Origin of the sequence: Actinomadura citrea (assembly GCF_013409045.1) — a bacterium.
Classification (GTDB): Bacteria; Actinomycetota; Actinomycetes; order Streptosporangiales; family Streptosporangiaceae; genus Spirillospora; species Spirillospora citrea.
Window position 1 is genome coordinate 8,179,190 of the sequence record NZ_JACCBT010000001.1, and the last position, 25,619, is coordinate 8,204,808.

Here is a 25,619-nt window from a genome sequence, read left to right on the forward strand (position 1 = left end):
AGCGCCACAGCCCCCCGAGGGAACGCCCACCCGCCGCCTTTCCCGCGGCCGCCTTCCCGCCTCCGCCCGTCGACATGGAACGCTCCCAGCCGCCACCGGGAGGCCCCGGCGTCCGTCCCTCCGGGGGGAACGGCCAGGGAAGCATGCCCCGGCCGATCGGCCGTCTTCGCTGGTGAATGGTAGAAATCCAGCTAATGCGTGTTTTCGCGCAAAATCCGGAGAAAGTGGGGTTGTTCCCATTACGGTCGGCCCGGAGCCGCCCACGGAACGGAGGAGGCTCCCGACCGATCGGACAGTCCGACGCTGCGGAGAAGCAACGTGACCCCCCATACCGAAACAGACACCGCGGAAGCGACTCACATGGACGAGGTGGACGTGAACCCGGACGTCCACCGGGCCACCGAACCCGACGAGGAGCAGGTCCTCCGGGAGCTGTACGGCGAGCCCGACGCCGACGGGATCTTCCGCGGGGAGGGCCAGGCCCTCCAGGACGACGGCACCGAGCAGGCCGGGCCCGCGCAGGAGGGCCCGGCATGAGCGCCGCGGGGATGATCGCCGAGGCCCGCCGGTCGCTCGGGATGTCGGGCCGCCCGAACACCATCACCCGGGAGTACGCCTCCAGGCACGGAAGCGAGTTCCTCAAGGCGTCCTGGTGCGACATGGCCATCACCTACTGGGCGCGGCACAGCGGCAACGCGGGCGCCGTCCTGCCCGGCGGGGACCGCGCCTACACCGTGTGGCACGCGCAGGACTTCCAGAAGGCCGGGCGCTGGCACAGCGGGACGACCGCGAGCGTCGACCAGGCGAAGCCCGGCGACATCGTGTTCTTCGACTGGGGCGCCACCAACAGCGTCGGCGCGATCGACCATGTCGGCGTCGTCGAGAAGGTCCTCGGCGGCGGGCGCCTCCAGACGATCGAGGGCAACACGAGCGACTCGGTGAGGCGCCGCGTCAGGGACTCCAGTGTCATCGCTGGCTACGGACGGCCCGCCTACGGCGGGGGCAACTGGACGGAGGACATGGTGAAGAAGCTGCCGGAGCTGAACAAGGGAGACTCCGGGGAGCACGTGGAGACCCTGCAGGGTCTCCTGCTGGCGCGCAGCCACCCCGAGGTGAGCATGACCGGGAAGTTCGACGACACGACAGAGTCGGCCGTGAAGGCCATGCAGCGGTGGGGCGGCGTCGAAGACGACGGGATCGTCGGGCCGAAGACCTGGCCGGTTCTGCTCCGCGTGCACTAACGGCCATCAGTCCCCCAGACGTCGGCAAATAAGCGATGCCGGGGACTAGTACGGCATTCAACCCCGGCATAGGTTCGTAGGGTCGCCTTCCACGGAGGTGGCCCCGATGACGTGGCCGGATCAGCGCGCTCCTCCCAGGGGCGTCCCTCTCACCTTCCACCCCGAGACGTCCCTGGGAGAAACCGCATGCCACGTATCCGTGTGGAGGTCGACGGAGCGACGTACGAAGACGACGTCGAGCCGCGCCTCCTACTCGTCCACTATCTGCGCGAACGGCTGGGAAAGGTCGGAACCCCGGTCGGGTGCGACACCAGCAACTGCGGAGCCTGCACCGTCCTGATGGACGGGATGAGCGTGAAGAGCTGCTCCGTGCTCGCCGTCCAGGCGGACGGCCAAGACGTGACGACCGTCGAGGGGCTCGGCGTCGACGGCGGCACGCACCCGATGCAGCGGGCCTTCCACGAGGAGCACGCGCTGCAGTGCGGTTACTGCACGCCCGGCATGATCATGGCGTCGCTCGACCTGCTGCGGGAGAACCCCGACCCGTCGGAGGACGAGGTCCGGGAGGGGCTGGAAGGGAACCTGTGCAGGTGCACCGGTTACCAGAACATCGTCAAGGCCGTGCGGCGGGCGGCGAGCGAGATGCGCGAGCCCGGCCGGCAGGAGGTGACGCCGTGACCGTGCAGGAGGTCGGCACCCCGCGCAAGCGGTCGGAGGACGCCCGGCTCATCACGGGCAGGACGCGGTGGACCGACAACATGACGCCGGCGGGGACGCTCTACGTGGCGTTCCTGCGCAGCCCGTTCGCGCACGCCCGGATCACCGGGGTCGACACGGCGCCGGCGAAGGAGCGTCCCGGGGTCGTCGCGGCGTTCAGCGGCCAGGACTTCGCCGCGGAACAGGGTTCGCTGCCCTGCGCGTGGGTCGTGACCGAGGACATGAAGCACCCGGCCCATCCGCCCATGGCGGTGGACGAGGTCCGCTACGTCGGCGAGCCCGTCGCCTGCGTCGTGGCCCGCGACAGGGCCGCGGCCGTCGACGCCCTGGAGGAGATCGACGTCGACTACGAGCCGCTGTCCGCCGTGGTGGACATGGAGGCGGCGGTGGCCGACGGCGCCGATCTGGTCCACGAGGACCTCGGCACGAACAAGTCCTACACGTGGGTCTTCGAGAACGGGGATCTCGACGCCGCGATGCGGGACGCGCCGGTCGTGCTGGAGCGCCGCTACGTCCAGCAGAGGCTCATCCCGACGGCCATGGAGCCGCGGTCGGTGCTGTGCGTCCCCGAGGGGGACGAGTTCACGCTGTACTCGGCCACGCAGATCCCGCACATCCTGCGGTTGATGCTGGCCACGGTCACCGAGATCCCCGAGCACCGGATCCGGGTCGTCGCGCCGGACGTCGGCGGCGGCTTCGGCTCGAAGCTGCAGGTGTACGGGGAGGAGGTCCTCGCGCTGCTGCTCGCCCGCAGGCTCGGCCGTCCGGTGAAGTGGACGGAGACCCGCAGCGAGGGCAACATGACCGTCCACCACGGCCGCGACCAGATCCAGCGGCTCACGCTCGCCGCCGAGCGCGACGGCCGGATCCGCGGCCTGAAGGTCGAACTGCTGGCCGACATGGGCGCGTACCTCATGCTGGTCACCCCCGGCATACCGCTGCTGGGCGCGTTCATGTTCAACGGCATCTACAAGATGGACGCGCTGTCGTTCACCTGCACGGGGGTCTTCACCACCAAGACGCCCACGGACGCCTACCGGGGCGCGGGCCGCCCAGAGGCCACCTACGCCATCGAGCGGATGATGGACGAGCTGGCCGCCGAACTGGGCGTCGACCCCATCGAGGTACGGCGCCGCAACTGGATCGGGCACGAGGAGTTCCCGTACGAGACGATCGCGGGCCTCACCTACGACTCCGGCAACTACGAGGCGGCCACCGACAAGGCGCTGGAGCTGTTCGAGTACGACAAGCTCCGCGCGGAGCAGCTGGACCGGCGGGAACGGCGCGATCCGGTGCAGCTGGGCATCGGAGTGTCCACCTTCACGGAGATGTGCGGTCTCGCCCCGTCCCGGGTCCTCGGGTCGCTGTCGTACGGGGCCGGGGGCTGGGAGCACGCGTCGGTGCGGGTACTGCCGTCCGGCAAGGTCGAGGTCGTCACCGGTTCGTCCCCGCACGGGCAGGGCCACGCGACGGCGTGGGCGCAGATCGCCGCCGACCGGCTCGGCGTGCCGTTCGAGGACGTGAAGGTCCTGCACGGCGACACCGCCATCTCGCCCAAGGGAATGGACACCTACGGGTCCCGCTCCCTGGCCGTGGGAGGCGTCGCTCTGTTCTCCGCCTGCGAGAAGGTGGTGGACAAGGCCCGCAAGGTGGCCGCGCATCTGCTGGAGGCGTCCGAGCAGGACCTGGAGTTCGACGGCGGACGGTTCAGCGTCCGCGGCGTCCAGGAGGAGGGCAGGACGATCCAGGAGGTCGCGCTGGCCGCGTTCGCCGCGCACGACCTGCCGGACGGAATCGAACCGTCCCTGGACTCCGACGCCACGTTCGACCCGGAGAACTTCTCCTTCCCGCACGGCACGCACCTGTGCGCAGCCGAGGTCGACACCGAGACCGGGATGGTGAAGCTCCGCAAGTACGTGGCCGTGGACGACGTGGGCAAGGTCGTCAACCCGCTCATCGTGGAGGGCCAGGTCCACGGCGGGCTCGCGCAGGGCATCGCCCAGGCCCTCTACGAGGAGGCCGTGTACGACGCGGACGGCAACCTGACGACGACCACGATGGCCGACTACCTGGTCCCGTCGGCCGCGGACCTGCCGACGTTCACGACCGACCGGACCGAGACGCCCGCGACGTCCAACCCGATGGGCGTGAAGGGCGTCGGCGAGGCCGGCACGATCGCCTCGACCCCGGCGGTCGTCAACTCGATCGTGGACGCGCTGCGCCCCTACGGGGTGCACGACGTGCCGATGCCGTGCACGCCCGAGCGCGTGTGGCGCGCGATGCGCGCGGAGGAGAAGCCGGCGGCCGCGGAACCGGGCGCGGGCGGCGGGCTCGGCTCGGCCGGAGGTGACCAGTGATCCCCGCGACGTTCGACTACGTCCGTCCCACCTCGGTGGACGACGCCGTCCAGGCGCTGTCCGACGGGGGCGAGGACGCCAAGGTGCTGGCGGGAGGGCAGAGCCTGATGCCGCTGCTGCGGCTGCGGCTCGCCTATCCCGACTCGCTGATCGACCTGGGCCGGCTCGACGCGCTCCGGGAGATCCGCGACGAGGGCGACTCGCTGGTCATCGGCGCCATGGCGACGCACCACCAGGTGATCCGCGATCCGCTGGTGCGCGAGCACGTCCCGCTGATCGTGCAGGCGACGGAGACCGTCGCCGACCCGGCGGTCCGGCACCGCGGCACCTTCGGCGGGTCGCTCGCCCACGCGGACCCGGCCGGCGACCTGCCCGCCGTCGCGCTCGCGCTGGACGCGGTGCTCCTCGTCCGGTCCTCGCGCGGCGAGAGGGAGATCCCCGCGTCGGAGTTCTTCGTCGACTGGATGACGTCGGCGATGGAGCCGGACGAGCTCCTCGTGGGCGTGCGCGTGCCGAAGCTGGGTGCGGGCTGGGGCGTCCACTACGAGAAGTTCCACCGGACCGCGCAGGCCTGGGCGATCGTCGGGGTGGCGTGCGCCGTCCACCGCAACGGTGACGGCGTCGAGGAGGCGCGCGTCGCGCTGACCAACATGGGCGCGGCCCCGGTCAGGGCGAGCGCGGTGGAGACCGCCGTCAGAGGGGGTTCGGCGTCGGAGGAGGCGTTCCGGACCGCCGCCGCGCAGGCCGCGGCGGGCACGGAGCCGCCCACGGACCTGCACGGGTCGTCGGAGTACCGGGCCCATCTGGCGACGGTGCTGACGGCGCGCGCGCTGGCGGCCGCCGCGGGCTGACCCGCCCGCGGGGCGGGAACATGCGGCCGGGCCCGTCGCCCCGGCGCCCGGCCGCATGTTCGCCGGTGCCGCATGATCACAGCGGCGCGGGGTACCGGGGTGCCTGGGGCGTACCGGGGTGCCCGGGGCCCCACTGGCGACGCGACGGGCGGCCACCGTAGGGTCGCGGGCAAGGTCTCCGGACGATAAGGACACTGATCATGGAGCTCGACCACGATTTCACCGTCCCCGTGCCGGTGGATCAGGCCTGGTCGGTGCTGCTCGACGTGGAGCGCGTCGCGGCCTGCATGCCGGGCGCGACGCTCGACTCGGTCGACGGCGAGGAGTACTCGGGCCGGATGAAGGTGAAGGTCGGCGCGATGACCATCACCTACCGCGGCACCGCGCGGATCGTCTCGGCGGACGCGTCGTCCCGCGTCGTCACGATGGAGGCGTCCGCCAAGGAGGCCCGCGGGTCCGGGACGGCGGCGGCGACCGTGCAGGCGAGGCTGCACGCGGAGGACGGCGTCACCCGCGTCAGCGTCCACACCAAGCTGAACGTCACGGGCCGCCCGGCGCAGTTCGGCCGCAACATCCTGTCCGAGGTCGGTTCCAAGATCATCGCGCGGTTCGCCAAGCAGCTGGCCGCCGAGCTCGAGGCCCCCGGCGGGACCGCCGCCGAGGCCCCGGCCGCCGCTGCCGCTCCTGTTGAGACGCCCGCCGAGAAGACCACCGAGAAGCCCGCCGAGGCCACCGCCGACACACCGGCGACCGCCGCCGTGGCGCCCACGGAGACGCCTGCCGCGACCCCGGAGAGTCCTGAGAAGGCCGCCGAACCGGAGTTGGAGGCGGAGACCGGGGTGGCCCCCGCGACACCGGAGGAGTCCGCCGACAAGCCCGGCCCCGTCAAGGCCGAGCCCGGGGAGCGCCCGTCGCTGCACGTGGCGGGCGGGCGTGAAGAAGGGGGGCGGGTGGAGGAGAAGGACGACGCGATCGATCTGCTGGAGTTCGTGGGCCCGTCGATCGCCAAGCGGGCCGTTCCCGCGGTCGGCGGCCTGGTCGCCGTCCTCCTGGCCGTCCGCTTCCTCGTGCGCCGCCGCAGGAAGCGCTGACGGGCGCTCACCTCCGGGACGAGGTCAAGCCGCCGTCAACGATCCGTGCGCGGGCGGCGGCGTCGATGGAACGCGCCGTCGCCGGTGCGGTCGGCTGGTCCGGTGGACACCACCGAGCTCCAGCGGATCGTGCGGATCGAGAACGACAACTGGTGGTACCGCGAGCGCCGCGAGATCCTGGCCGCGGAGCTGCTGCGGTTCAGCGTGCCCGGGACGGCCGTCGACATCGGCGCCGCGTCCGGGGCGTCCTGCCGCGTGCTGGCCGGTCACGGCTGGGGCGCCACCGCGATCGATCTGAGCCCGGACGCCGTTGCGCTGGTCCGTGCCTACGGCATCGAGGCCTACGAGGGCGACGCGCGTTACCTGCCGCTGCCGGCGTGCGAGTACGACCTGGCGCTGGCTCTCGACGTGCTTGAGCACGTGGAGGACGACGAGCGGGCGGCCGCGGAGGTCGCGCGGGTGCTGCGGCCGGGTGGGACGATGCTGGTGTCCGTGCCCTGCGACATGGCTCTGTGGTCGGCGCATGACGTGGCTCTCGGACGCGTCCGCCGCTACTCCCGCCGCACTCTGGTCGAACTCCTGGAGGGCGCGGGGCTGGTGCTGGAGCGCGTGTGGAGCAGGGGCGTCCTGCACCGTCCGCTCCTGCGTCTGCTCAGGAACCGGACGGTGCGGCGCGAGGATCTGGCTCCGCTGCATCCGCTCGTCAACGAGACGCTGCGCCTGTCCGCCTCGCTGGAGCGGCGCCTGCCGGTCGCCTCGTGGCCTGGTGTATGGCTGTTCGCGCGGGCGCGCCGCCCAGGCTGAACGGCGAGCTCCCCCGTCTCAGGCTTTGCCGAAGACGCGGTCGACCACCCTGGACGCGGCCTGGCCGTCGTCGTGCGGGCAGTACTTCACGAAGAATCGGTCGTAGGCGTCCGCGTAGCGCTGCTCTCCCGCCGGCGCCGTCCTGACCGCTTCGGCGACCTCCGCGGACGTCCGCACGACCGGGCCGGGCGCTTCGGCCTCCAGGTCGAAGTAGAAGCCGCGCACGTGGTCGCGGTACCAGTCCAGGTCGTAGGTGTAGAGGACGATGGGGCGACCCAGGATCGCGTAGTCGAACATGGCGGACGAGTAGTCCGTGACGAGCACGTCGGCGGCCATGTACAGCTCGGCGATGTCGGGATACCGGGACACGTCGATGACGAAGGGGTCGGAGTCGCCCCCGGCGAGTCGAGCCGCGGCCGCGCGGTCCCGGTCGGTGATGAGGTGATGCGTTCGCAGGAGGAGGACGTGGTCGTCACCCAGGGCCTCTCGCATGGTCTCCACGTCCAGCTCCAGCGAGAAGCCCTGCCTGCCTTCTGCGTGGTGCCGGTCGTCACGCCATGTCGGCGCGTAAAGGACGACCTTCTTGCCCTGCGGAATCCCCAGGCGCTTCCGAATGCGGCTTCCGATGCGTTCCCACTCGGGCGTGCTGAGGATGTCGTTGCGCGGGAACCCCGTCTCCAGGACTTCGCCCTCGTACCGGAAGGCCCGCCGCATGACCTGGGTGGCGTACGGGCTGGAAGACAGCAGGAGATCCCAGCGCGGCACCTCCCGCTCCATCCAGTCCAGCCGCTCGGTGCGCTGGTACGGCATGTCCCGCAAGTCGTAGGCGAGGCGCTTCAGCGGGGTGCCGTGCCAGGTCTGGAGGTAGATCTGGCCTGTCCGCTTGAAGAACCAGGGCGGCATCGCGTGGTTGGCGACGACGTACCGGGCGCGTGCGAGGACGCGGTAGTGCTCGCGGCTCCCGGCCAGGACGGTCGCGGCCTTTCCGTCCGCCGCGAACTGGTCGTCCTGGGACACCCACACGCATTCCAGGTCGGTGTCGCGCCGGATGAGTTCCTCGTAGACGGCCCTCGGGCTGCAGCTGTACTGGGAGCCGTCGTAGCTGCTGAACACCACCATGCCTGCCAGAGGACTCCGCAGGTAGACCGAATAGTCCCTCTGCTGGAGGAGGGTCTGCGCGTGCCCGCCGCGCTCGTCGTCCTCCAGCGACACGCGGCTGTGCAGCATCAGCGCGTCGATCTGGTGGACGCCGATCTCGAATTCGTGCGTGCCCGCGCGGTGCCGGCCGGGAAGGCCGGGGATGGCCTCGCGTTCGACGACGACGGCCACCTCGCCGGAACGCGTGCGCGCCGCCAGGTCCCAGGTTCCGCTGCTCAGCGGCAGGTCCGTCCCGAACACCGACATCGTCGCGGGGGCGAACGCGGCGGTGAACCGGCCTCCCCTACCGGTGGCGTCGTCCTCCCAGGTGACGGGGACGCGGTACTCCTCGCCGGATCGGCGCCGCCGCAGGACGAAGTGGTCGGGGCGGTGTTCCGGGTCGGCGAAGTCGCCTCCCAGCGTGAGCAGTCCGTTGGCGTCCCACTCGGCTCCCGTGACGACCGGACGGAAGCTGCGCTCGACCCCGCGCAGGTTCCCGAACGCGGTGCGGCTGACGGCGAACTCCCGGCCGCGCCCCGCGCTCTCCGGCAGGGCGAAGCGGGCGGGCTTGACGTTGTTCGCGACGGTGAGGCGCAGCGGGCCGCCTTCACCCGTCAACCGGATGTCCCAGTCGATGGTGTCGCGCAGGTGCGTGCCGTACGCTTCGCTGTTCGGCTCGCTGTTCGGCACGGACGCGAGGTACTTCAGGGGCAGCCTGGCCGTGAAGTCGAACCCGGTGCCCTCCGCCATCCGCAGGACGGCCGACTGCCGCAGCGTCACCTCGCCGCGGATCTCGTCTCCCCCGTGCCTGCGCACCGCGACCATCGCGGCCCCGGCACCGAGCGCGCGCCGCGTCCAGCCGGACAGCTCCAGCGCGTCGCCGTCGAGGCCGATCCCGGTGAGGACGGCCTTGGCCCGCTTGACGTGGACGACGAACACGTCGTCGTCGCCCGCCGCCGGCTGGACGGCCACGTGCTCGTCCACCTGCCGCGGCGACGTCCACCGGACGGCCGGAGCCGTCGCGGTCAGCCGCTGGACCGCCCTGCGCCCGGCCGTCGACACCTCGGCGAACAGCTCGTAGGTGGCCGTCCGCCACTCGTCGCTGTCCAGGAGGTACTCGGGCTCCACCCGTACCGTGAAGCCCGACCAGTCGAGGGAGACGTTCGCCTGCCCGGAGCGCACCGTGACCTCCGGGACGTACCGGCGCTCCACCGGCAGCCGGATCTCCTTGCCGGTCCGCACGTCGCGCATCCAGACGCGGATCCGGGAGTCGTCCACCGCCGCCACCGCGAACCGGTCGAAGTAGGCGTGCCCCTCGACGATGAGGGTGTCGACGTCCCACTCCACGCGGTCGACGTCCGCCCACAGCGCCAGCTCGTCGGTGACGTCGTACACGTCCTCCGGGACGCCCCGGTCGGCGTCGTCGAAGAAGGGGTAGCGGGCGTACCAGCGCTGCCGGAGACGACCGCGCGACACCAGCGGGACGTCCCGCAGGCCGTCCTCCTCGAAGCGCAGCACCTCCAGCAGTTCGGGCAGCATGCGCTCGCCGAGCAGGTACGTCTCCAGCCGCCTGATGGCCTCAAGACCCGCGGTGGCCCGGCGCCCGGAGCCGGCGACGACCTCGGCGCCCAGCTCGACCAGGTGTTCGCGCTCCTCCCAGGTGGCCGTGGGCAGGGCGAGCATCAGTTCGCGCACGTCCAGGTCGAGCGCGTACATGTCGTGGACGGCCAGAAGGTCCGGCTCATGCGTGCGGACGAACTCCCGCGTCCTCGCCAGGGTCGCCATGCGTTCGGTGATGTCGGCCGGGTCGGGGCGCATGCGCGGGGCCGTTCCGGGTCGGTCCCGCCAGAAGTAGACGGTCGCGTCCACCACGTCCACGGCGGAGGCCAACACGTGGCTCTGCACGGCGATGAGGAGGTCTCCGCCGGCCCCGAACTCGAAGCCGTACGCGTCCCAGAAGGAGCGCCGGTAGACCTTGTTCCACACCGTCCTGTCTTGCAGGAGGGCGGGGTGCCTGGTCACGTGCGTCGACAGCATGGTCTCCGCGTAGGGGTCGCTGTGGAGCGGCGACTGCCACACCTGTTCCTCGTCCAGGCACATGACGTTCCCGCCCGCGAGGTCCGAGCCGGTGCCGTCCAGCGTCCCGACCAGCAGTTCGTAGGCGTAGGGCGGCACCGCGTCCTCACCGTCGGCGAAGGCGAGGTAGCGGCCTTTCGCCTGCTCGACGCCCGCGTCGGCCGCCGTCGTGCCGGGGGCGGGCTGCAGGAGGGCGAAGCGGTCGTCGCGTCCCGCGAACTCCTTGGCGACGGCGGCGTCCTTGGCGGCTCCGCCCTGGCCGTCCTCCACCATGAGCACCTGGATGTCGCGCAGCGTCTGCCCGGCGATCGACTCCAGGCACTCCGCCAGGCGGCCGCCGGTGTTGCGGATGGGGACGACGATGCTGATCTGCGGGGACACGGGCGGCTCCGTACTGGGCTTTCGGGGATGCGTGGGCTTACGGGGATGCGTGAGCTTTCGGCGGTCGAGCGGGCTTCGGCGGGCGGGACGGGCTCAGCGAAGGACACGGTCGAGCACGCGGGCGCCGGCGTGGCCGTCGTCGTGCGGGCAGTACCGGGCGGCGAAGGCGGCGCGCGCGTCCCGGAACCCGGTCTCCAGCGCGGCGGGATCGCGCAGTGCCTCGACGACGTCCTGCGTGGTGGCGAGCAGCGGACCGGGCGCCTCGGCGTCGAAGTCGAAGTAGAAGCCGCGCACGTGGTCGCGGTAGCGCTCCAGGTCGTAGGTGAAGAACACCATCGGGCGGCCGGTGACGGCGAAGTCGAACATGGACGACGAGTAGTCGGTGACGAGCACGTCGCTGATGAGGAACAGCTCCGAGATGTCGGGATAGACCGAGACGTCCATGACGCAGTCGCCCGGCCGCAGCCTCGGGCGGTCGGTGACGAGATAGTGCGTCCGCAGGAGCAGGACGTGGTCGCGTCCCAGCGCGGCCCGGAACCGGTCGATCTCGAATTCGAGGCTGAACGCGCGCTTGCCGATCGCCTGGTGGAAGTCGTCCCGCCACGTCGGGGCGTACAGGACGACCCGCTTGCCCTCCGGGATGCCGAGCCGGCGTCGCACCGCCGCGGCGATCTCATCGCGGTGCGGGCTGCTCAGCACGTCGTTGCGGGGGTAGCCGCTTTCGAGGACGTCCCCGGTGTAGCCGAACGCGCGCCGGAACAGCGGCACGGAGAAAGCGTTCTGGGCGAGGAGGAGGTCCCACTGGGGGACGTCGTACTCCATCCAGTCCACGCCCTCGGTGCGCTTGAAGGGCATCTTCTTGACGTCGTATCCGAGCTTCTTGAGCGGCGTCCCGTGCCAGCACTGCACGTAGGTCTGGTCCTCGCGCTTGGTGAACCATTCCTGCTGCGACCAGTTGCCGAAGATGTAGCGCGCGCGGGCGAGCGCCTCGTAGTGCTCCCGCGTCCCGGCCAGGACGGTGCGGGCACCAGATGGCTTGCCGAACTGTCCGTTCTCGGTGACCCACACGCATTCCAGGTCGGTTTCGCGCCGCCGCAGCTCGTCGTAGATGCCGCGCGGGTTGCACGCGTACTGGCGGCCCTTGTAGGCGTCGAACACCACGAGTTCCCGGACGGGCAGGTTCAGGTGGCGCCGGTAGTGTCCGGACCGGATGCGGCTCTGCGCGTAGGCACCGCGCTCGTCGTCGTCCAAGGCGGTCTCGACGCGCAGCTGCAACTGGTCGGTCCGCTGGGCCCGGACGGTGATCCGGTGCAGTCCCGCTTCGAACGGCTCGGGCAGGTCGCGGAGGGTGTGGCGGCGCACGACCACCGGCTGCTCCTGCCCTCCGACCGTGGCGAGGGCGTCCCAGCGGCCGGAGACCAGCGGGCGCGACAGGCCGAGCACCGGCATGCGCGCGGGCGAGAACACCGCCGTGAACCGCTCGTCCTCCCAGTGCAGCCTGACGGCGTGCTCCTCGCTCGACCGCCGCCGCCTGAGGATCAGCGAGTCCGGCCGCCCGATCCGGTCCGAGCACGTGCCCGCCAGGCGAAGGGCGCCCTCGGACGACCACGCCACCTCGTCGACGGCGAGGACGCGGCCGCGGGAGACGATCCGCAGGGTGCTGCGCCGGGTCCTGGCGATCTCCAGTTCGCCGCCGGGGATGGGGAAGGCGGCGCCCGCCGGGTCCTCGTCCAGGTACGGGCGGATCCCCTCCGAGAGGGTGATCTCCCAGTCGCCGTGCCTCCGGGCCAGCCCGGCGACCGGCAGCCGCGCCCGGAACCCGTCGGCGCCGACCGGCTCGACCGGCCCGAGCACCGCGGTGCGCCCCGCCCTCGGGGCGGCGGTGACGCGCGGCTCGTCCCCGAACGGGAGGCGGCTCCAGCCGTCCAGCCACAGCTCGCCGCCCTCCAGGTGGCAGCCGATGACCGCGGCCGGCGTGCGGCGCACCTGGATCACGAACCGGTTCCGGCCCGTGACGCCCTGGACGAGCACGCCCGGCGCGCACTCCCGGTCCTGCGGCCACTGCCGCCCGGTGAGCCGCGGGCCGGCGAACGTCGACCGGCGCCGCAGCCCGCGGTTGACGATCTCGACGCACGGCACCCAGTCGACGTCCCGCCAGCGCCCGAACATCCGCAGCGCGGACGGGTCGAGCTCCGCGACGAACCCGGACCAGTCGTAGGACACGTTCGACTGCCGCGACCCGGCGGTCACGTCCGGCCTGCGGACCCTCCTGACCGGGACGCGCATGAGGCCCCGCCTGTTGGCCGCCACCAGCCAGATCCGGATGCGGGACCCGTCCTCGCTGGAGGCGTCCAGATGCCGGATGTAGGCGTGGCCCTCCAGGCGGAGCCGGCCGTCCGCCCAGGTGGCCCGGTCGATCGCCGCGACCGGTCTGAGCTCGTCGGTCACGTCGTACACGTGCGCCGGGACGCCGCGGTCCTCGTCCTCGAAGAACGGGTACTCGGCGTACCAGCGGTGCCGCAGGCCGCGACGCACGCGCGGCGCGTCCGCCGCCTTGCGCAACTGGACGTAGCGCAGCACCTCCAGCAGTTCCGGCAGCATCCGCCGGCACAGCAGGTGCAGTTGCAGGCGCGTCATCGCCGGCTGCCGCTTCAGGACGCGGGCGCTCACCTGCCGGGCCAGGGCCGCCCCCATGGCGACGAGTTCTCCGCGGTTCTCCTCCTGCGTCCTGGGGAGGGCCTCGAACAGGACGCGAAGCTCGATGGGAATGAGGACGTGCTCGTCGTAGGCGTTCAGGAGCTGCGGCGCGTAGTCGGCCAGGCCCTCCCGTACGGTCCGCGCGGAACGCATGCGCTGGCTGAAGTTGTCCCAGTCGTAGCGGTCCTCTGTGATGGACCCGGGGCGCTTGCGCCAGAAGTAGACCGTCTCGCTCAGGACGTCCACCGAACGGGCCAGGGCGTGCGCGCGCGCCGTGACGGGAGGGTCCTCGTAGTAGCCCGGAGGGAACTCCAGACCCGTCCGGGCCCAGAACACGCGCCGGTACACCTTGTTCCACGGCGTCCGGTCGCGCATGAGCATCGGCATGGACGACACATGCGTCTTCGCACGGGACTCGGTGAACAGCCCGTCGTGCAGGTGCGACTGCCAGGTCCGGTCGTCGTCCATCCGCTGGACGTTCCCGGACGCCAGGTCCGACCCGGTCCGCTCAAGGGACGCGACCAGCCGCGCGTACGCCTCGCGCTCCACGACGTCGTCGGCGTCGGCGAACGCCAGGTACTCGCCCCTCGCCTGCCGCACGCCCGCGTTGCGGGCGGGCCCCGGCCCCTCGTTCTCCCGCGTGAGCAGCCGGAACCGCGGGTCGCGGCCGCACATGTCCTTGGCGATCACGGCGCCGTTGTCGGTGGACCCGTCGTCCACCATGATCACTTCGAGGTCGCCCAGCGTCTGGCCCGCCAGCGATTCCAGGCACTCCTGGAGGTACTCCTCGGTGTTGTGGAACGGCACGACCACGCTGAGCTTCGGGGACATGGGGCCTCCTCCTCGCCCCACGAGCATGGTGACGTCACGCCGCGGCACGAACGCGCATCGCGATTGCGAGGCCGTCCCCTGACGCAGACTTGACCTCGCCTGGCCACCACTTGACCTGGGCGTTAATCCACCGGGCCAGGAATCCCGCAGATCAGGCGGGGCGGATGCCGGGGGCCACGCCCGACTCCACGACGGCGGCGCGCAGGCTCGCCGCGAGCGCCTCGAACTCGTCCGCGCGCGGGGAGGTCGACCGGAAGCCCAGGCCGACGCGGCGGAAGGGCGCCGGTGCCGCGAAGCGGTGCAGACCGAGGTTCGGCGCCCGGCGGGTCTCCACGGGCAGCGCCGTCTCGGGGACGAGCGTCACCCCCAGCCCGCCCGCCACGAGCTGGACCAGCGTCGCCAGGCTCGTGGCGTACGTGGCCGCGGCGGCGCGCGCCCCCACCTCCCGGCAGACGTCCAGCGCCTGGTCGCGCAGGCAGTGGCCCTCGTTCAGCAGGAGGACGTCGAGGTCGTTCAGCGCCTCCCGCGCGACCTCGGTGGCGCCCAGCTCGAACCCGGCGGGCGCGACGAGCACGAAGTCCTCGTCGTACAGCGGCAGCTCCGTCACGCCCGACGCCGGCACGGGGAGCGCCAGCAGCACCACGTCCAGGCGCCCGGCGAGCAGTTCCGCGACGATGTGGCCGGTCCGCTCCTCGTGGACGGACAGTTCCAGGTCGGGGAACTCCTTGGTGAGCCTCGGCAGGACGACGGGCAGCAGGTAAGGCGCGACGGTCGGGATGACGCCCACCCGGAGCGGCCCGACGAGCGTCCCTCGGACGGCCTGGACGTCCTCGACCAGCCGGTCGAGTTCCGCGAGGACCGTCTCGGCCCGCCGTGCGACCCGTTCCCCCGTGGGCGTCAGCAGGACCCTGCGCGTCGTCCGCTCGACGAGCTGCGTCCCGAGGCCCTCCTCAAGCGCCGCCACGGCCCCGGACAGGGCGGGCTGGCTCATGCGCAGAGCGGCGGCGGCGTCACGGAAATGCAGGTACTCCGCCAATGCCAGGAACGCCCGCAACTGGGCCACCGTGGGTCTGCTGATCGCCATCCTGACGCAGACATTACCGAAGGGCGGTCACGCACCGTGACTTGTCCCAGGTCGAGGCGGGGTGGGATTCACCACAGCGGGCGGGCGGTCAGCGGATGGGCAGGCGGTCGGGGTGCGGGATGGGGGCGCCGGGGTCGGCGACACGGGGGGTGAAGGTGCCGTGGAAGCCGAACGGGAGGTGGTGCGGGAGGTGGAGGTCCGCGACCGGGGCGAGGTCCCGGGCGTCCAGGATGGTGAGCCGCGAGCGGTGTTCCGCGGCGAGATACACAACGGACAGGAGCCACCCGTCGTCCTCGGCGGAATCCGGTGCGCGGGGCACGAAGATGGGCTCGCCCACGTAGGTGTGCGGGCCGGCATCGTGCGCCTGGGTGCGGCCCGTGTCGTTGTCGACTTTCAGGACGGTGTCGTACTCGCCGGTCGAGCCCATCCGTCCCGTCATGTAGGTGTAGCGGTGCCTTCGCGTGGAACGGCGCCAGTCGTACTGGGGGAACTCGCCGGGCCGGTCGGACAGCGGCGTCTCGATCACACGTCCAGCCGGGGTGATCCGGTAGCGCATGAGCCTGCTGGACGGCAGGTCGGTGAAGCGCGTGCGGAAGTCGGACAGATCACGTCTGATCGCTTCGAAGTCGTCGAAGAGCACCAGGTCGACGACGGTGTCGGCGCCGTCCTCGAAGGCGTTCGCCAGGTGGACGTGCACGAGCGCCTCGTGCTCCACGACCCGCGCCGGGCCGCCGTTGCGCGGCACCAGCACGAACCGCGTCCCCTTCTCGGGACGGTGCCGGATCGCGTCGAACACCGACGCGCCCCCGCCGAACATCGTGCGCACGTCGACCATGTACGGGTCCAGGACGAACACCATGTGCTCGGTCGTCAGCGCCACATCGTGGTTCCACGGCATGTTCAGCATCCGGACCCGGGCGAGCCGCCGCAGCCGGCCGCGCCGGTCGACCTTCCAGCAGTTCAGGGACGGCAGCGGGCCGAAGTCCTGGCCGAAGTTGAACATCTCGCCCGTCACCGGATCCCACTTCGGGTGGGCGGAGAACGCCTTGAGCGCGCCGCGCAGCCGTCCGTCGAAGTCGTACGTGCCGAGCGTCTCCAGGGTGTCGGGGTCGAGGCGGTGCGGCGGGCCGCCCTCCCACAGGGCCAGCAGCCGGTCGGCATGCAGTGCGATGCCGGTGTTGGCGACGTTCGCCGGCCCCTTCCCCTTGACGAAGTTGGCCCAGAAGCCGCCGGGAAGCGGCGTTCCGACCCCCGGATGGACGGGCCCGCCTGACACCATGCCGTGCTTGAACTGCGGCGTCCGGACGTACCGGTTGCGGAACCGCACGGACCGCCCGTCGAAGGCGAACTGCGAGACCATCCCGTCGCCGTCGAAGAGGTGGTGCATCAGCGTCCGCCCGACCTCCCACTTGCCCGGGCCGATCCGGTACAGCGTGCCGGTGAGGCCGGACGGGAGCTCGCCGTCGATCTGGTCGACGACGTAGTCGTGCTCGCGCATGAGCGGCGCGAAGACGCGCGCCATGTCCGGCTCGCCGTTCGCGGGTTCCGCGGTCCGGCCGGTCTCGCTGGTCTGGGGCACGAGGGTTCCCCCATCTGGCTACGCCTGTTGCCAGAAAGGTAGGTTCTGGTCACGGCCGTGTCAAGAATGTCCGGTACCGCCCATGCCCGCCGACCGGACGACGCGCTTGATCCCGATCACGGTCCGATACCGGTCCCGGGCGGCGAACTCGTCCATGCGCCACACGACCGGACGCCCGACCTCGGCGCAGAGATGAAGAACCTGGTCGTCCTCGATCCAGACGCCGACATGGGCGCCCCAGGCGTCGCCCGTGGCGTTGAAGAGAACCAGATCCAACGGCCGGGCCTCCGAGACGGGTGTCGTCGCCGTCGTGTCGGCCCACAACTCGCTCGACCGCAACGCGGGCACCTCAAGCCCGAAGTGCCTGAGCACCTCGTACGCGAACAGCTGGCAGTTCGCGCCGTCGGCGATGCCGGGACGCTCGACGACGGCCTGTGATCCCGGATACCGGGCTCCGACATACCGAACAGCCCAGAAACCAGGTGGAAGCCGGGACGGCAGCCCGCTCACGCCCCACCGTCCAGGTGCCCATCCGCGCCCACCCGGCACCCGCACGGCCGAAGGCACCCCCGAAGGGATCTCGCTCTCATCATATTGAGAGGGTTTCGGAGATCCTGGTCCATCGGCAAGAGCGGGAAATGCTGCTAAAAGTCGGGCCTTGCACGCAATCACAGTCTTTGAGGTATTGGTCACTCGATGCGTATTGCGGGGGCGGGTGGCCCTACACTGACTCGCTACCGAGCGTGAAGCCCGCTTTGGGTGATCCGATGTGATGTACATCTAGTGCCCCGCTTCTCGTCCACGCCGAACACCCCCTCCGTCGCAGGTCAGAGGGCCTTACGGGCCATTGATAAGAAGCTCCTATCGATCACTTGGGATCGATCGATTTCTCTTGGGAATCGGGTCGCGGCACGCTGAGTGACACGGCCGCCGAGACGGAAGCCGGCGGCCCTCCCGCGCCTCTCATCGCGAGGCGACCCCTTTCTCATGATGAAGGAGCATGCGTGCTTACTGTCGGTGACAAGTTCCCCGAGTACGAGCTCACCGCGTGCGTCTCGCTCGATCCGGACCACGCCTTCGAGACGATCAACCACAAGACGTATGAGGGTTGGAAAGTAGTCTTCTTCTGGCCCAAGGACTTCACGTTCGTCTGTCCGACCGAGATCGCGGAGTTCGGCCGCCTCAACGAGGACTTCGCCGACCGCGACGCGCAGGTGCTCGGCGCGTCCGTCGACAACGAGTTCGTCCACTACGCGTGGCGCAAGGACCACCCGGACCTGCGGGAGATCCCGTTCCCGATGCTGTCCGACCTCAAGCGCGAGCTGTCGGAGTCGCTCGGCATCCTCACCGAGGACGGCGTCGCGCAGCGCGCGACGTTCATCGTCGACCCGAACAACGAGATCCAGTTCGCCATGGTCACCGCCGGTTCCGTCGGCCGGAACGTCAAGGAGGTCCTGCGGGTGCTGGACGCGCTGCAGAGCGACGAGCTGTGCCCCTGCAACTGGAACAAGGGCGAGGACACGCTCGACGCGGCCAAGCTGCTCGCCGGGGTCTGAGCCTCTCGCCGGGCCGGACCCGGCGGAGTCCGAGCACGGACCGACGGCGGCCGGCCGCGCGACCCGCGGCCGGCCGTCCGCACGAAAGGACGCATGATCATGAGCGTTGACGCGCTGAAGGGCGCCCTCCCGGGCTACGCCAAGGACACCAAGCTCAACCTGGGCTCGCTGACCTCGACCTCCCAGCTCAGCGACCAGCAGCTGTGGGGGACGGTCCTGGCCTGCGCCCTCGCCACGCGGAGCGCCGTCGTCATCCGGGAACTGGCCGAGGAGGCGGGCGGCAACCTGTCCGCCGAGGCGTTCGAGGCGGCCAAGGGCGCCGCGTCGATCATGGCGATGAACAACGTGTACTACCGCGCCACCCACCTCATCGGCGACGAGACGTACGCGACCCTCCCGGCCCGGCTGCGGATGTCGATCATCGGTAGGCCCGGCGTGGAGAAGGTCGACTTCGAGCTGTGGTGCCTCGCCGTGTCGGCGATCAACGGCTGCGGGCGGTGCCTGGAGTCGCACGAGAAGGTCGTCCGCGAGGCCGGCCTGTCGCGCGAGCTCGTCCAGGAGGTGCTGCGGATCGCCGCCGTGGTGAACGCGACCGCCGCGACCCTGGACGCGGAGGCCGCGCTGGCCCCCGCCACGGTCTGACGGCGGGCACGTTCGACGGCGGGCGAAAGGCCCGGACGGAATCCGTCCGGGCCTTTCGCCGTGCCTACCGGGCCGTGCTCACCTCGCCGTGCTCACCTCGCCGTGCTCACCTCGCCGTGCTCACCTCGCCGTGCTCACCTCGCCGTGCTCACCTCGCCGTGGCTACTCCCACTCGATGGTGCCCGGGGGCTTGGAGGTGATGTCGACGGTGACGCGGTTGATCTCGCGGACCTCGTTGGTGATGCGGGTGGAGATCCGCTGCAGGACGTCGTAGGGCAGCTTCGCCCAGTCGGCCGTCATCGCGTCCTCGCTGGTCACCGGGCGCAGGACGATTGGGTGCCCGTAGGTGCGGCTGTCGCCCTGCACGCCCACCGACCGCACGTCCGCGAGCAGGACGACCGGGAACTGCCAGATGGCCCGGTCGAGACCGGCGCGGGTGAGCTCCTCGCGGGCGATGGCGTCGGCGTCGCGGAGGATGTCCAGGCGGTCGCGCGTGACGGCGCCGATGATGCGGATGCCGAGGCCGGGGCCGGGGAACGGCTGCCGCCAGACGATCTCGGACGGCAGGCCGAGCTGCTCGCCGAGCGCGCGGACCTCGTCCTTGAACAGCGTCCGCAGCGGCTCGACCAGCTTGAACTGGAGGTCCTCGGGGAGGCCGCCGACGTTGTGGTGCGACTTGATGTTGGCCGCGCCGGTACCGCCACCCGACTCGACCACGTCCGGGTAGAGGGTCCCCTGGACGAGGAACTCGACCGGTTCGGCCGGTTCTCCGGCCGCCCCCGCCCCGCCGTGCACGATCTCGCGGGCCGCCTCCTCGAACACCCGGATGAACTCGCGCCCGATGATCTTGCGCTTCTCCTCCGGGTCGGTGACGCCGTCGAGGGCGGACAGGAAGCGCTCCTGGGCGTCCACGACGTGCAGGTTCACCCCGGTGGCGGCGACGAAGTCCTTCTCGACCTGCTCGGGCTCGCCCTTGCGCAACAGGCCGTGGTCGACGAACACGCAGGTCAGCTGGTCGCCGATGGCGCGCTGGACGAGCGCGGCGGCGACAGCGGAGTCGACCCCGCCCGACAGCGCGCAGATCACCCGCTTCTCCCCGACCCGCTCCCGGACGGCCTCGATCGACTCGTCGGCGATGTTCACCATCGTCCAGCTCGGCCGGCACCCGGCGCCCTCGTAGAGGAAGCGCCGCAGGATCTCCATCCCGTGCTCGGTGTGCAGGACCTCGGGGTGGAACTGGACGCCGAAGAAGCCGCGCTCCAGATCCTCCATGCCCGCGACCGGGGTGACGTCCGTGCTGGCCGTCACGGTGAAGCCGGACGGGGCGCTGCTCACGAAGTCGCGGTGGGACATCCACACCGCCTGCTCGTGGGGCAGGCCCGCGAACAGCATGCCGGGGGACGTCACGGCGACAGTGGCGCCGCCGTACTCGGCGACGTCGGAGTTCTCGACCGTCCCGCCGAGGGCCTGCGCCATCACCTGGTGGCCGTAACAGATGCCGAGCGTGGGGACGCCGATGTCGAACAGGCCCTCCGGCACGACCGGTGCGCCCTCGGCGTACACCGACGCCGGACCGCCGGACAGGATGATCGCCTTCGGCCGCTTGGCGAGCATCTCCGCCGCCGGCATCGTGGACGGCACGATCTCGCTGAACACATGGCACTCGCGGACCCGTCGTGCGATCAGCTGCGCGTACTGCGCGCCGAAGTCGACGACGAGGACGGTGTCAAAGGATTGGTCTGCGACCACCAACTACGCCTTTCGCCCGGCCGGAAGGGACTCCCCAGTCTACGGGCCCCTGCCTGCGCCGATGCGCCGCGCCCCGGACGTGATCGTTACGATGCGCGACTGACCGATAACGGTCAGCATCCATTTACCTTGCTCACACGTCAGGGATGACTGCGGTCTGATATCAGTTGATGACGCCCTGTATTCGGCGAAGCGCTGGTTTCCTCGGGAACGCCGCGCTCGCCGGAACGCCGTCCCTAGGAGTGCCGTGAAGCCGCTCGCCGCCGCCGCTCTGCTCGCCGCCCTCGTCCCCGCCGTGCCTTTCGGGCAGTCCGCGCCGTCCGCGAGCACAGGACCGTCCGCGAGCACAGGGCACGAACGCCGGGGCGACGACTGCGCTCGCCCCCCTGCGGCACCTGAGGCGCGCCACCGGACGGACGACGGCCACGCCCGGGACCGCATGGATCTGAGCCCGGCCGAGGCCGCCGCCGTGGAGACGCGCCTGAACCGGATCCTGGACGGCCTCGTCCAGGGCGGGCACGGACCCTCGAAGAGCGCGAGCCTGCGCAGGGCCGCGCCGATCACCGTCCCGGTCTACTTCCACGTGATCCACGCCGGCGCGCAGGGCAACGTGTCCAACGCCATGATCCAGCGCCAGATCAGCACGCTGAACACGTCCTACGGCGGAGGCGACGGCGGCGCGAACGCGCACGTCTCCTTCACGCTCAAGGCCGTGAGCCGTACCGACAACGCGGCATGGTTCGGCGACCCGGAACGCTATGAGGGCACCTACAAGCCGAGGCTGCACCAGGGCGGCAAGTCGACGCTGAACCTCTACAGCACCTATATCGGCGGCGACCTGCTCGGCTGGTCGACGTTCCCCTGGAAGTACAAGTCCGACCCCACGATGGACGGCGTGACCATCCACTACGCCAGCATGCCGGGCGGTTCCATCGAGAACTTCAACAAGGGGTTCAGCGCGACCCACGAGGTCGGGCACTGGCTGGGCCTCTACCACACGTTCCAGGACGGCTGCAGCGGCCAAGGCGACCGGGTCGCCGACACCCCTGCCGAGCGCGACCCCACGAACGGCTGCCCGTCCTTCAAGGACACCTGCCCCACCCCCGGGGAAGACCCCGTCCACAACTACATGGACTACGGCTACGACACCTGCATGACGTCCTTCACCCCCGGCCAGGGCACCCGCATCCACAACGTGTGGACCGCCTACCGCGCCTAGAACCGAGGCGGGTGGTGGGCTCCGGGAGGGAGATGGGCTTCGGGAGGGAGGTGGCGGAGGGCCTCGCGTAGCGTGACGCCTGAGAGGGCGTCCACGCGGGGTTCGACCCAGGCGGCCACCCATTCGGGGTTCTTCTTGGACAGCTCTCGGAGCACCCATCCGAGGGCCTTGCGGATGAAGAACTCGCGCTCACCACTGAGCGCGTCTCCATAGCGGTCGATGCGGTCGAGATCAGGGTCGCCCGTCCGGACACCCGCCAGGAGCGCCAGCATGGCCGTGCGCCTCACCCACATGTAGGGATCGGCGACCCACGCGTCCAGTACCGTCGCCAGGTCGGGGTGACGGACGACCAGCGCCCCGACGACCTTCTCCGCCAGATGGTCGACGTACACCCAGCTCGCCGAGTCGCGGATGAGCCGTTCGGCCAGACCCACGTCGCGCGGCTCCAGCAGCGCCGCCCGCTTCACAAGGACCTCGATGGCGGCCATGCGGGCCTCGTGCACCGGGCGGCCCCCTTCTGTGGCACCCCAGAGCGTCTCGGCGAGGGCGACCAGTTCCTCCCGTGCCGGGGTGGGCTTCACCGCCCGCAACGCGACCTTGCGCAACGCGGGGACGGGCACGCCGAAATGGGCGAAATCGCTCTTCAGGTAGCGCTTCTCTCCTTCGGCGCGCACCGGGTCCGCCTGCGCCCTCAGTTCGGCCAGGATCCGTGCCGCCTCCCCCTCCGCATCCATGGGAGACACGCTACGCCGCCGCGCTACGGTGCCGTATTCAGTCTTACTCACCCCTGTTCGTCCACGTTTGCTAAAGACGCGATGTTTGTTCGCATCCACCCTGGTTCCAGCGATGACTCCGCTCCCCACGCGCGCGCTCCCCCGCACGCGCCGCACCCCCCAAGGAGTTCCATGAAACGCGCCGGAATCGCCGCCGTCCTCGGCATGGCCGCCGCCTTCACGGCGTACGCCCCCGCCGCCCCCGCCACGCTGGCCGCACCGTCCACCTCGTCCACGGTGTGCGCCGACCAGCCCGCCCAGGCCCGCGTCCGCGCCGGGGCCCACGCCACCGAGCGGAACCAGCCCGGAACGGCCCAGGTCGCCGCGATGGAGAAGGACTTCCAGAACCGCCTCGGCAAGTTGAGGAAGGCGAGCACGGCGGCGGCCATCACCGTCCGCGTGCACTTCCAGGTCGTCTACGGCAGCGCGGGCAACGTGTCCGACTCGGCCCTGACCAAGCAGCTCAGCGTCCTCAACAACGCCTACGCCGGCAGCGGCGTCACGTTCACCCTGGCCGAGACCAGGCGGACGAAGAACGCGGCCTGGTTCTCCGACCCCGAGGGCTACGAGCGGCAGATGAAGTCCGCCCTGCACGCCGGCAACGCGCAGGACCTCAACTTCTACACGGCCGACCTCGGCAGCAGCCTCCTCGGCTGGGCCACGTTCCCGAGCAGCTACCGCTCCCAGCCGTCGTTGGACGGCGTCGTCGTCCACTACCAGAGCCTGCCGGGCGGCTCGCTCGGCAACTACAACGAGGGCGACACCGGGACCCACGAGGTGGGCCACTGGATGGGGCTGTACCACACGTTCCAGGGCGGGTGCGGCAGCACCGGCGACAGCGTCTCCGACACGCCCGCCGAGCAGAGCCCGGCCTCGGGCTGCCCGACCGGCCGCGACACCTGCTCCACGGCCGGTGCCGACCCCATCCACAACTTCATGGACTACAGCTACGACTCGTGCATGTACGAGTTCACGCCGGGCCAGTCCACGCGCATGAAGAACCAGTGGGCCGCCTACCGCGCCTGATCCGACACCCGGTGCCGGAGCGGATGACCGCTCCGGCGCCGGACTCGTCCACCCTCAGGTGATGTCGACGATCGGGAGCTTCAGGGCCGCGGGGGCGTCGGCCGGGACGGCCGGGTTCTTCGGGACGACGGGGGCGAGGCGGCGGTAGGCGTCACCGAGGGCGGGACGCCGGTCCTCCTCCGAGCGGTTCGGCCAGAACGACATGGCGCGCTCGGCCTGGGCCGTGATGGTGAGGGACGGGTTGACGCCCAGGTTGGCCGAGACGGCGGAGCCGTCCACGACGTGCAGGCCGGGGTGCCCGTAGACGCGGTGGTAGGGGTCGATCACGCCGGTCTCGGCGGAGTCGCCGATGGCGCAGCCGCCGAGGAAGTGCGCGGTCATCGGGACGTCGAACAGGTCGCCCCAGGCGCCGCCCGGGATGCCGCCGATCTCCTCGGCGATCCGGCGGGTCGCCTCGTGCCCCTCGGGGATCCACGTCGGGTTCGGCTCGCCGTGCCCGGCGGACGCGCGGACGTCCCAGCCGAACGGGCCCTTCCTCGGGCTCAGCGTGATCGAGTTGTCGCGGGTCTGCATGACCAGGGCGATCACCGTCCGCTCCGACCAGTGGCGGACGTCGAAGAGCTGGAGGAGGTCGCCCGGCCGGCGCACCACCTCGCGGGCGAACTTGCGGATCCGGGGCGTGTGCGGCTCGCCCGGACGGTCGCCGTCCACCAGAAGGGTCTGCAGCGAGGCGAGCAGGTTCGAGCCCCGGCCGTACCGGACGGGCTCGACGTGGGTGTCCGGCGTCGGGTGGAACGACGACGTGATCGCCACCCCCTCGGAGAAGTCCGGGCCCGGCCTGCCGCCCCGCCGCCCGCCGCCGAGGATCGCCTCGGAGTTGGTGCGGGTCAGCGCGCCGAGCCGGTCAGACAGGCGCGGCAGCAGCCCGGTCGACTTGAGCTTGTGCAGGAGCTTCTGCGTCCCGTAGGTGCCGGCGGCGAAGACGACCTGCTCGGCGGTGAGCGTCTTGCGGTTGCGGCCGAACGAGCCGGTCCGGACGATCTCGACCTCGTACCCGCCGCCGGCGCGCGGCCGCACCGAGGTGACGCGGCTGAGCGGCATCACCCGGGCGCCCGCCTTCTCGGCCAGGTACAGGTAGTTCTCCGTCAGCATGTTCTTCGCACCGTGGCGGCAGCCCACCATGCACTCGCCGCACTCCAGGCAGCCGCGCCGGCGCGGGCCCGCCCCGCCGAAGTAGGGGTCGGCGCTCTCGACCCCGGCGCCGCTCCCGAAGTAGACGCCGACCGGCGTCCTCACGAACGTCTCGCCCTTGCCCATCCGGTCGGCGACCCTCTTCATGACCTTGTCGGCCGCCGTCGTCGTCGGGTTCTGGACGACGCCGAGCATGCGCTTCGCCTGCTCGTAGTGGGGGGTCAGCTCGTCCCGCCAGTCGGTGATGTGGGCCCACTGCCGGTCCTTGAAGAACGGCTCCGGCGGGACGTACAGCGTGTTGGCGTAGTTGAGGGACCCGCCGCCGACGCCCGCACCCGCCAGCACCATCACGCGGCTCGACTTGGCGCCGCGGATGAGGTGCATCCGCTGCATGCCGGTCAGGCCGAGCGCGGGCGCCCACAGGTAGCGGGCGATGCGCCAGTTCGTCTTCGGCAGCTCCGGATACCGGGACCCCGGCGCGCCGCCCGGATTCGTGTCGAAGCGGCGGCCGGCCTCGATGACGCCGACCCTGTAGCCCTTCTCGGTCAGCCGCAGCGCCGAGACGCTGCCGCCGAACCCCGACCCGACGACGAGCACGTCGAAGTCATGCTTCACAG

General features: G+C 71.1%; 19 protein-coding genes. 11 read left to right on the forward strand and 8 right to left on the reverse strand.

The features are described 5' to 3' along the window. The first annotated feature begins 360 nt into the window (after positions 1–360). The 7 genes from BJ999_RS37385 (at position 361) to BJ999_RS37415 (ending at position 7,061) form a co-directional block, all read left to right on the forward strand. Complete coding sequence (locus BJ999_RS37385) at positions 361–537, forward strand: hypothetical protein (RefSeq protein ID WP_179837614.1); 177 nt, start codon at positions 361–363, stop codon at positions 535–537. Further along, positions 534–1,241 (forward strand): peptidoglycan-binding protein, encoded by a 708-nt coding sequence (locus BJ999_RS37390; protein WP_179837615.1) that lies wholly within the window; start codon positions 534–536, stop codon positions 1,239–1,241. The genes BJ999_RS37385 and BJ999_RS37390 overlap by 4 nt, the downstream gene beginning before the upstream one ends. A gap of 186 nt (positions 1,242–1,427) precedes the next feature. Then, positions 1,428–1,919 carry a (2Fe-2S)-binding protein gene (locus BJ999_RS37395; RefSeq protein ID WP_179837616.1) on the forward strand — a complete coding sequence of 164 codons (492 nt, stop codon included), beginning with the start codon at positions 1,428–1,430 and terminating at the stop codon, positions 1,917–1,919. Continuing rightward, complete coding sequence (locus tag BJ999_RS37400) at positions 1,916–4,315, forward strand: xanthine dehydrogenase family protein molybdopterin-binding subunit (RefSeq protein ID WP_179837617.1); 2,400 nt, start codon at positions 1,916–1,918, stop codon at positions 4,313–4,315. Before BJ999_RS37395 ends, BJ999_RS37400 begins: the two co-directional genes overlap by 4 nt. Next, entirely contained in the window at positions 4,312–5,166 is an 855-nt protein-coding gene (locus BJ999_RS37405; RefSeq protein ID WP_179837618.1) for an FAD binding domain-containing protein, read from the forward strand. The genes BJ999_RS37400 and BJ999_RS37405 overlap by 4 nt, the downstream gene beginning before the upstream one ends. 200 nt (positions 5,167–5,366) lie before the next feature. Then, entirely contained in the window at positions 5,367–6,257 is an 891-nt protein-coding gene (locus tag BJ999_RS37410) for an SRPBCC family protein (protein WP_179837619.1), read from the forward strand. A 102-nt stretch (positions 6,258–6,359) separates the two neighbouring features. Continuing rightward, positions 6,360–7,061 (forward strand): class I SAM-dependent methyltransferase, encoded by a 702-nt coding sequence (locus BJ999_RS37415; RefSeq protein ID WP_179837620.1) that lies wholly within the window; start codon positions 6,360–6,362, stop codon positions 7,059–7,061. A gap of 18 nt (positions 7,062–7,079) precedes the next feature. Here the strand turns inward: BJ999_RS37415 and BJ999_RS43865 are convergent, their stop codons facing one another. The 5 genes from BJ999_RS43865 to BJ999_RS37440 all read right to left on the reverse strand — a co-directional run bounded on the left by BJ999_RS43865 (position 7,080) and on the right by BJ999_RS37440 (position 17,356). Then, positions 7,080–10,655 (reverse strand): bifunctional glycosyltransferase/CDP-glycerol:glycerophosphate glycerophosphotransferase, encoded by a 3,576-nt coding sequence (locus BJ999_RS43865; protein ID WP_179837621.1) that lies wholly within the window; start codon positions 10,653–10,655, stop codon positions 7,080–7,082. Between the two features lie 93 nt (positions 10,656–10,748). After that, complete coding sequence (locus BJ999_RS37425) at positions 10,749–14,183, reverse strand: bifunctional glycosyltransferase/CDP-glycerol:glycerophosphate glycerophosphotransferase (protein WP_179837622.1); 3,435 nt, start codon at positions 14,181–14,183, stop codon at positions 10,749–10,751. A gap of 151 nt (positions 14,184–14,334) precedes the next feature. After that, on the reverse strand, positions 14,335–15,267 hold the full coding sequence (locus tag BJ999_RS37430; protein WP_179837623.1) for a LysR substrate-binding domain-containing protein: 933 nt from the start codon (positions 15,265–15,267) through the stop codon (positions 14,335–14,337). A gap of 88 nt (positions 15,268–15,355) precedes the next feature. Then, positions 15,356–16,846, reverse strand: coding sequence for a carotenoid oxygenase family protein (locus BJ999_RS37435; RefSeq protein ID WP_218935413.1), 1,491 nt, complete (start codon positions 16,844–16,846; stop codon positions 15,356–15,358). A 60-nt stretch (positions 16,847–16,906) separates the two neighbouring features. Next, positions 16,907–17,356 carry an NlpC/P60 family protein gene (locus tag BJ999_RS37440; RefSeq protein WP_179837624.1) on the reverse strand — a complete coding sequence of 150 codons (450 nt, stop codon included), beginning with the start codon at positions 17,354–17,356 and terminating at the stop codon, positions 16,907–16,909. 494 nt (positions 17,357–17,850) lie between these two features. Between BJ999_RS37440 and BJ999_RS37445 the strand changes: the two genes are divergently transcribed. Beyond that, complete coding sequence (locus BJ999_RS37445) at positions 17,851–18,402, forward strand: peroxiredoxin (protein WP_179837625.1); 552 nt, start codon at positions 17,851–17,853, stop codon at positions 18,400–18,402. 99 nt (positions 18,403–18,501) lie between these two features. After that, positions 18,502–19,044: an alkylhydroperoxidase, AhpD family gene (gene ahpD / locus BJ999_RS37450; protein ID WP_179837626.1), complete on the forward strand. Its 543-nt coding sequence runs from the start codon at positions 18,502–18,504 to the stop codon at positions 19,042–19,044. Between the two features lie 162 nt (positions 19,045–19,206). On the opposite strand, the gene guaA is transcribed toward ahpD, so the two are convergent. Then, positions 19,207–20,793 (reverse strand): glutamine-hydrolyzing GMP synthase, encoded by a 1,587-nt coding sequence (gene guaA, locus BJ999_RS37455; protein WP_179837627.1) that lies wholly within the window; start codon positions 20,791–20,793, stop codon positions 19,207–19,209. A 247-nt stretch (positions 20,794–21,040) separates the two neighbouring features. Here guaA and BJ999_RS37460 point away from each other — a divergent pair, with 247 nt between their 5' ends. Then, entirely contained in the window at positions 21,041–22,012 is a 972-nt protein-coding gene (locus BJ999_RS37460; RefSeq protein ID WP_179837628.1) for a zinc metalloprotease, read from the forward strand. On the opposite strand, the gene BJ999_RS37465 is transcribed toward BJ999_RS37460, so the two are convergent. After that, positions 22,009–22,746 (reverse strand): DNA alkylation repair protein, encoded by a 738-nt coding sequence (locus BJ999_RS37465; protein ID WP_179837629.1) that lies wholly within the window; start codon positions 22,744–22,746, stop codon positions 22,009–22,011. The genes BJ999_RS37460 and BJ999_RS37465 overlap by 4 nt on opposite strands. 171 nt (positions 22,747–22,917) lie before the next feature. Here BJ999_RS37465 and BJ999_RS37470 point away from each other — a divergent pair, with 171 nt between their 5' ends. After that, positions 22,918–23,811 (forward strand): zinc metalloprotease, encoded by an 894-nt coding sequence (locus tag BJ999_RS37470; RefSeq protein WP_179837630.1) that lies wholly within the window; start codon positions 22,918–22,920, stop codon positions 23,809–23,811. A 54-nt stretch (positions 23,812–23,865) separates the two neighbouring features. Here BJ999_RS37470 and BJ999_RS37475 read toward each other — a convergent pair whose 3' ends face one another. After that, positions 23,866–25,617 carry an FAD-dependent oxidoreductase gene (locus tag BJ999_RS37475; protein WP_179837631.1) on the reverse strand — a complete coding sequence of 584 codons (1,752 nt, stop codon included), beginning with the start codon at positions 25,615–25,617 and terminating at the stop codon, positions 23,866–23,868. Positions 25,618–25,619: the final 2 nt, after the last annotated feature.

Coding starts and splice junctions, on each gene's coding strand:
- BJ999_RS37410 (WP_179837619.1), top strand. CDS start 5,367: ATGGAGCTCGACCACGATTTCACCGTCCCCGTGCCGGTGGATCAGGCC.
- ahpD (WP_179837626.1), top strand. CDS start 18,502: ATGAGCGTTGACGCGCTGAAGGGCGCCCTCCCGGGCTACGCCAAGGAC.
- BJ999_RS37385 (WP_179837614.1), top strand. CDS start 361: ATGGACGAGGTGGACGTGAACCCGGACGTCCACCGGGCCACCGAACCC.
- BJ999_RS37395 (WP_179837616.1), top strand. CDS start 1,428: ATGCCACGTATCCGTGTGGAGGTCGACGGAGCGACGTACGAAGACGAC.
- BJ999_RS37470 (WP_179837630.1), top strand. CDS start 22,918: ATGAAACGCGCCGGAATCGCCGCCGTCCTCGGCATGGCCGCCGCCTTC.
- BJ999_RS37430 (WP_179837623.1), bottom strand. CDS start 15,267: ATGGCGATCAGCAGACCCACGGTGGCCCAGTTGCGGGCGTTCCTGGCA.
- BJ999_RS37465 (WP_179837629.1), bottom strand. CDS start 22,746: ATGGATGCGGAGGGGGAGGCGGCACGGATCCTGGCCGAACTGAGGGCG.
- BJ999_RS37425 (WP_179837622.1), bottom strand. CDS start 14,183: ATGTCCCCGAAGCTCAGCGTGGTCGTGCCGTTCCACAACACCGAGGAG.
- BJ999_RS37390 (WP_179837615.1), top strand. CDS start 534: ATGAGCGCCGCGGGGATGATCGCCGAGGCCCGCCGGTCGCTCGGGATG.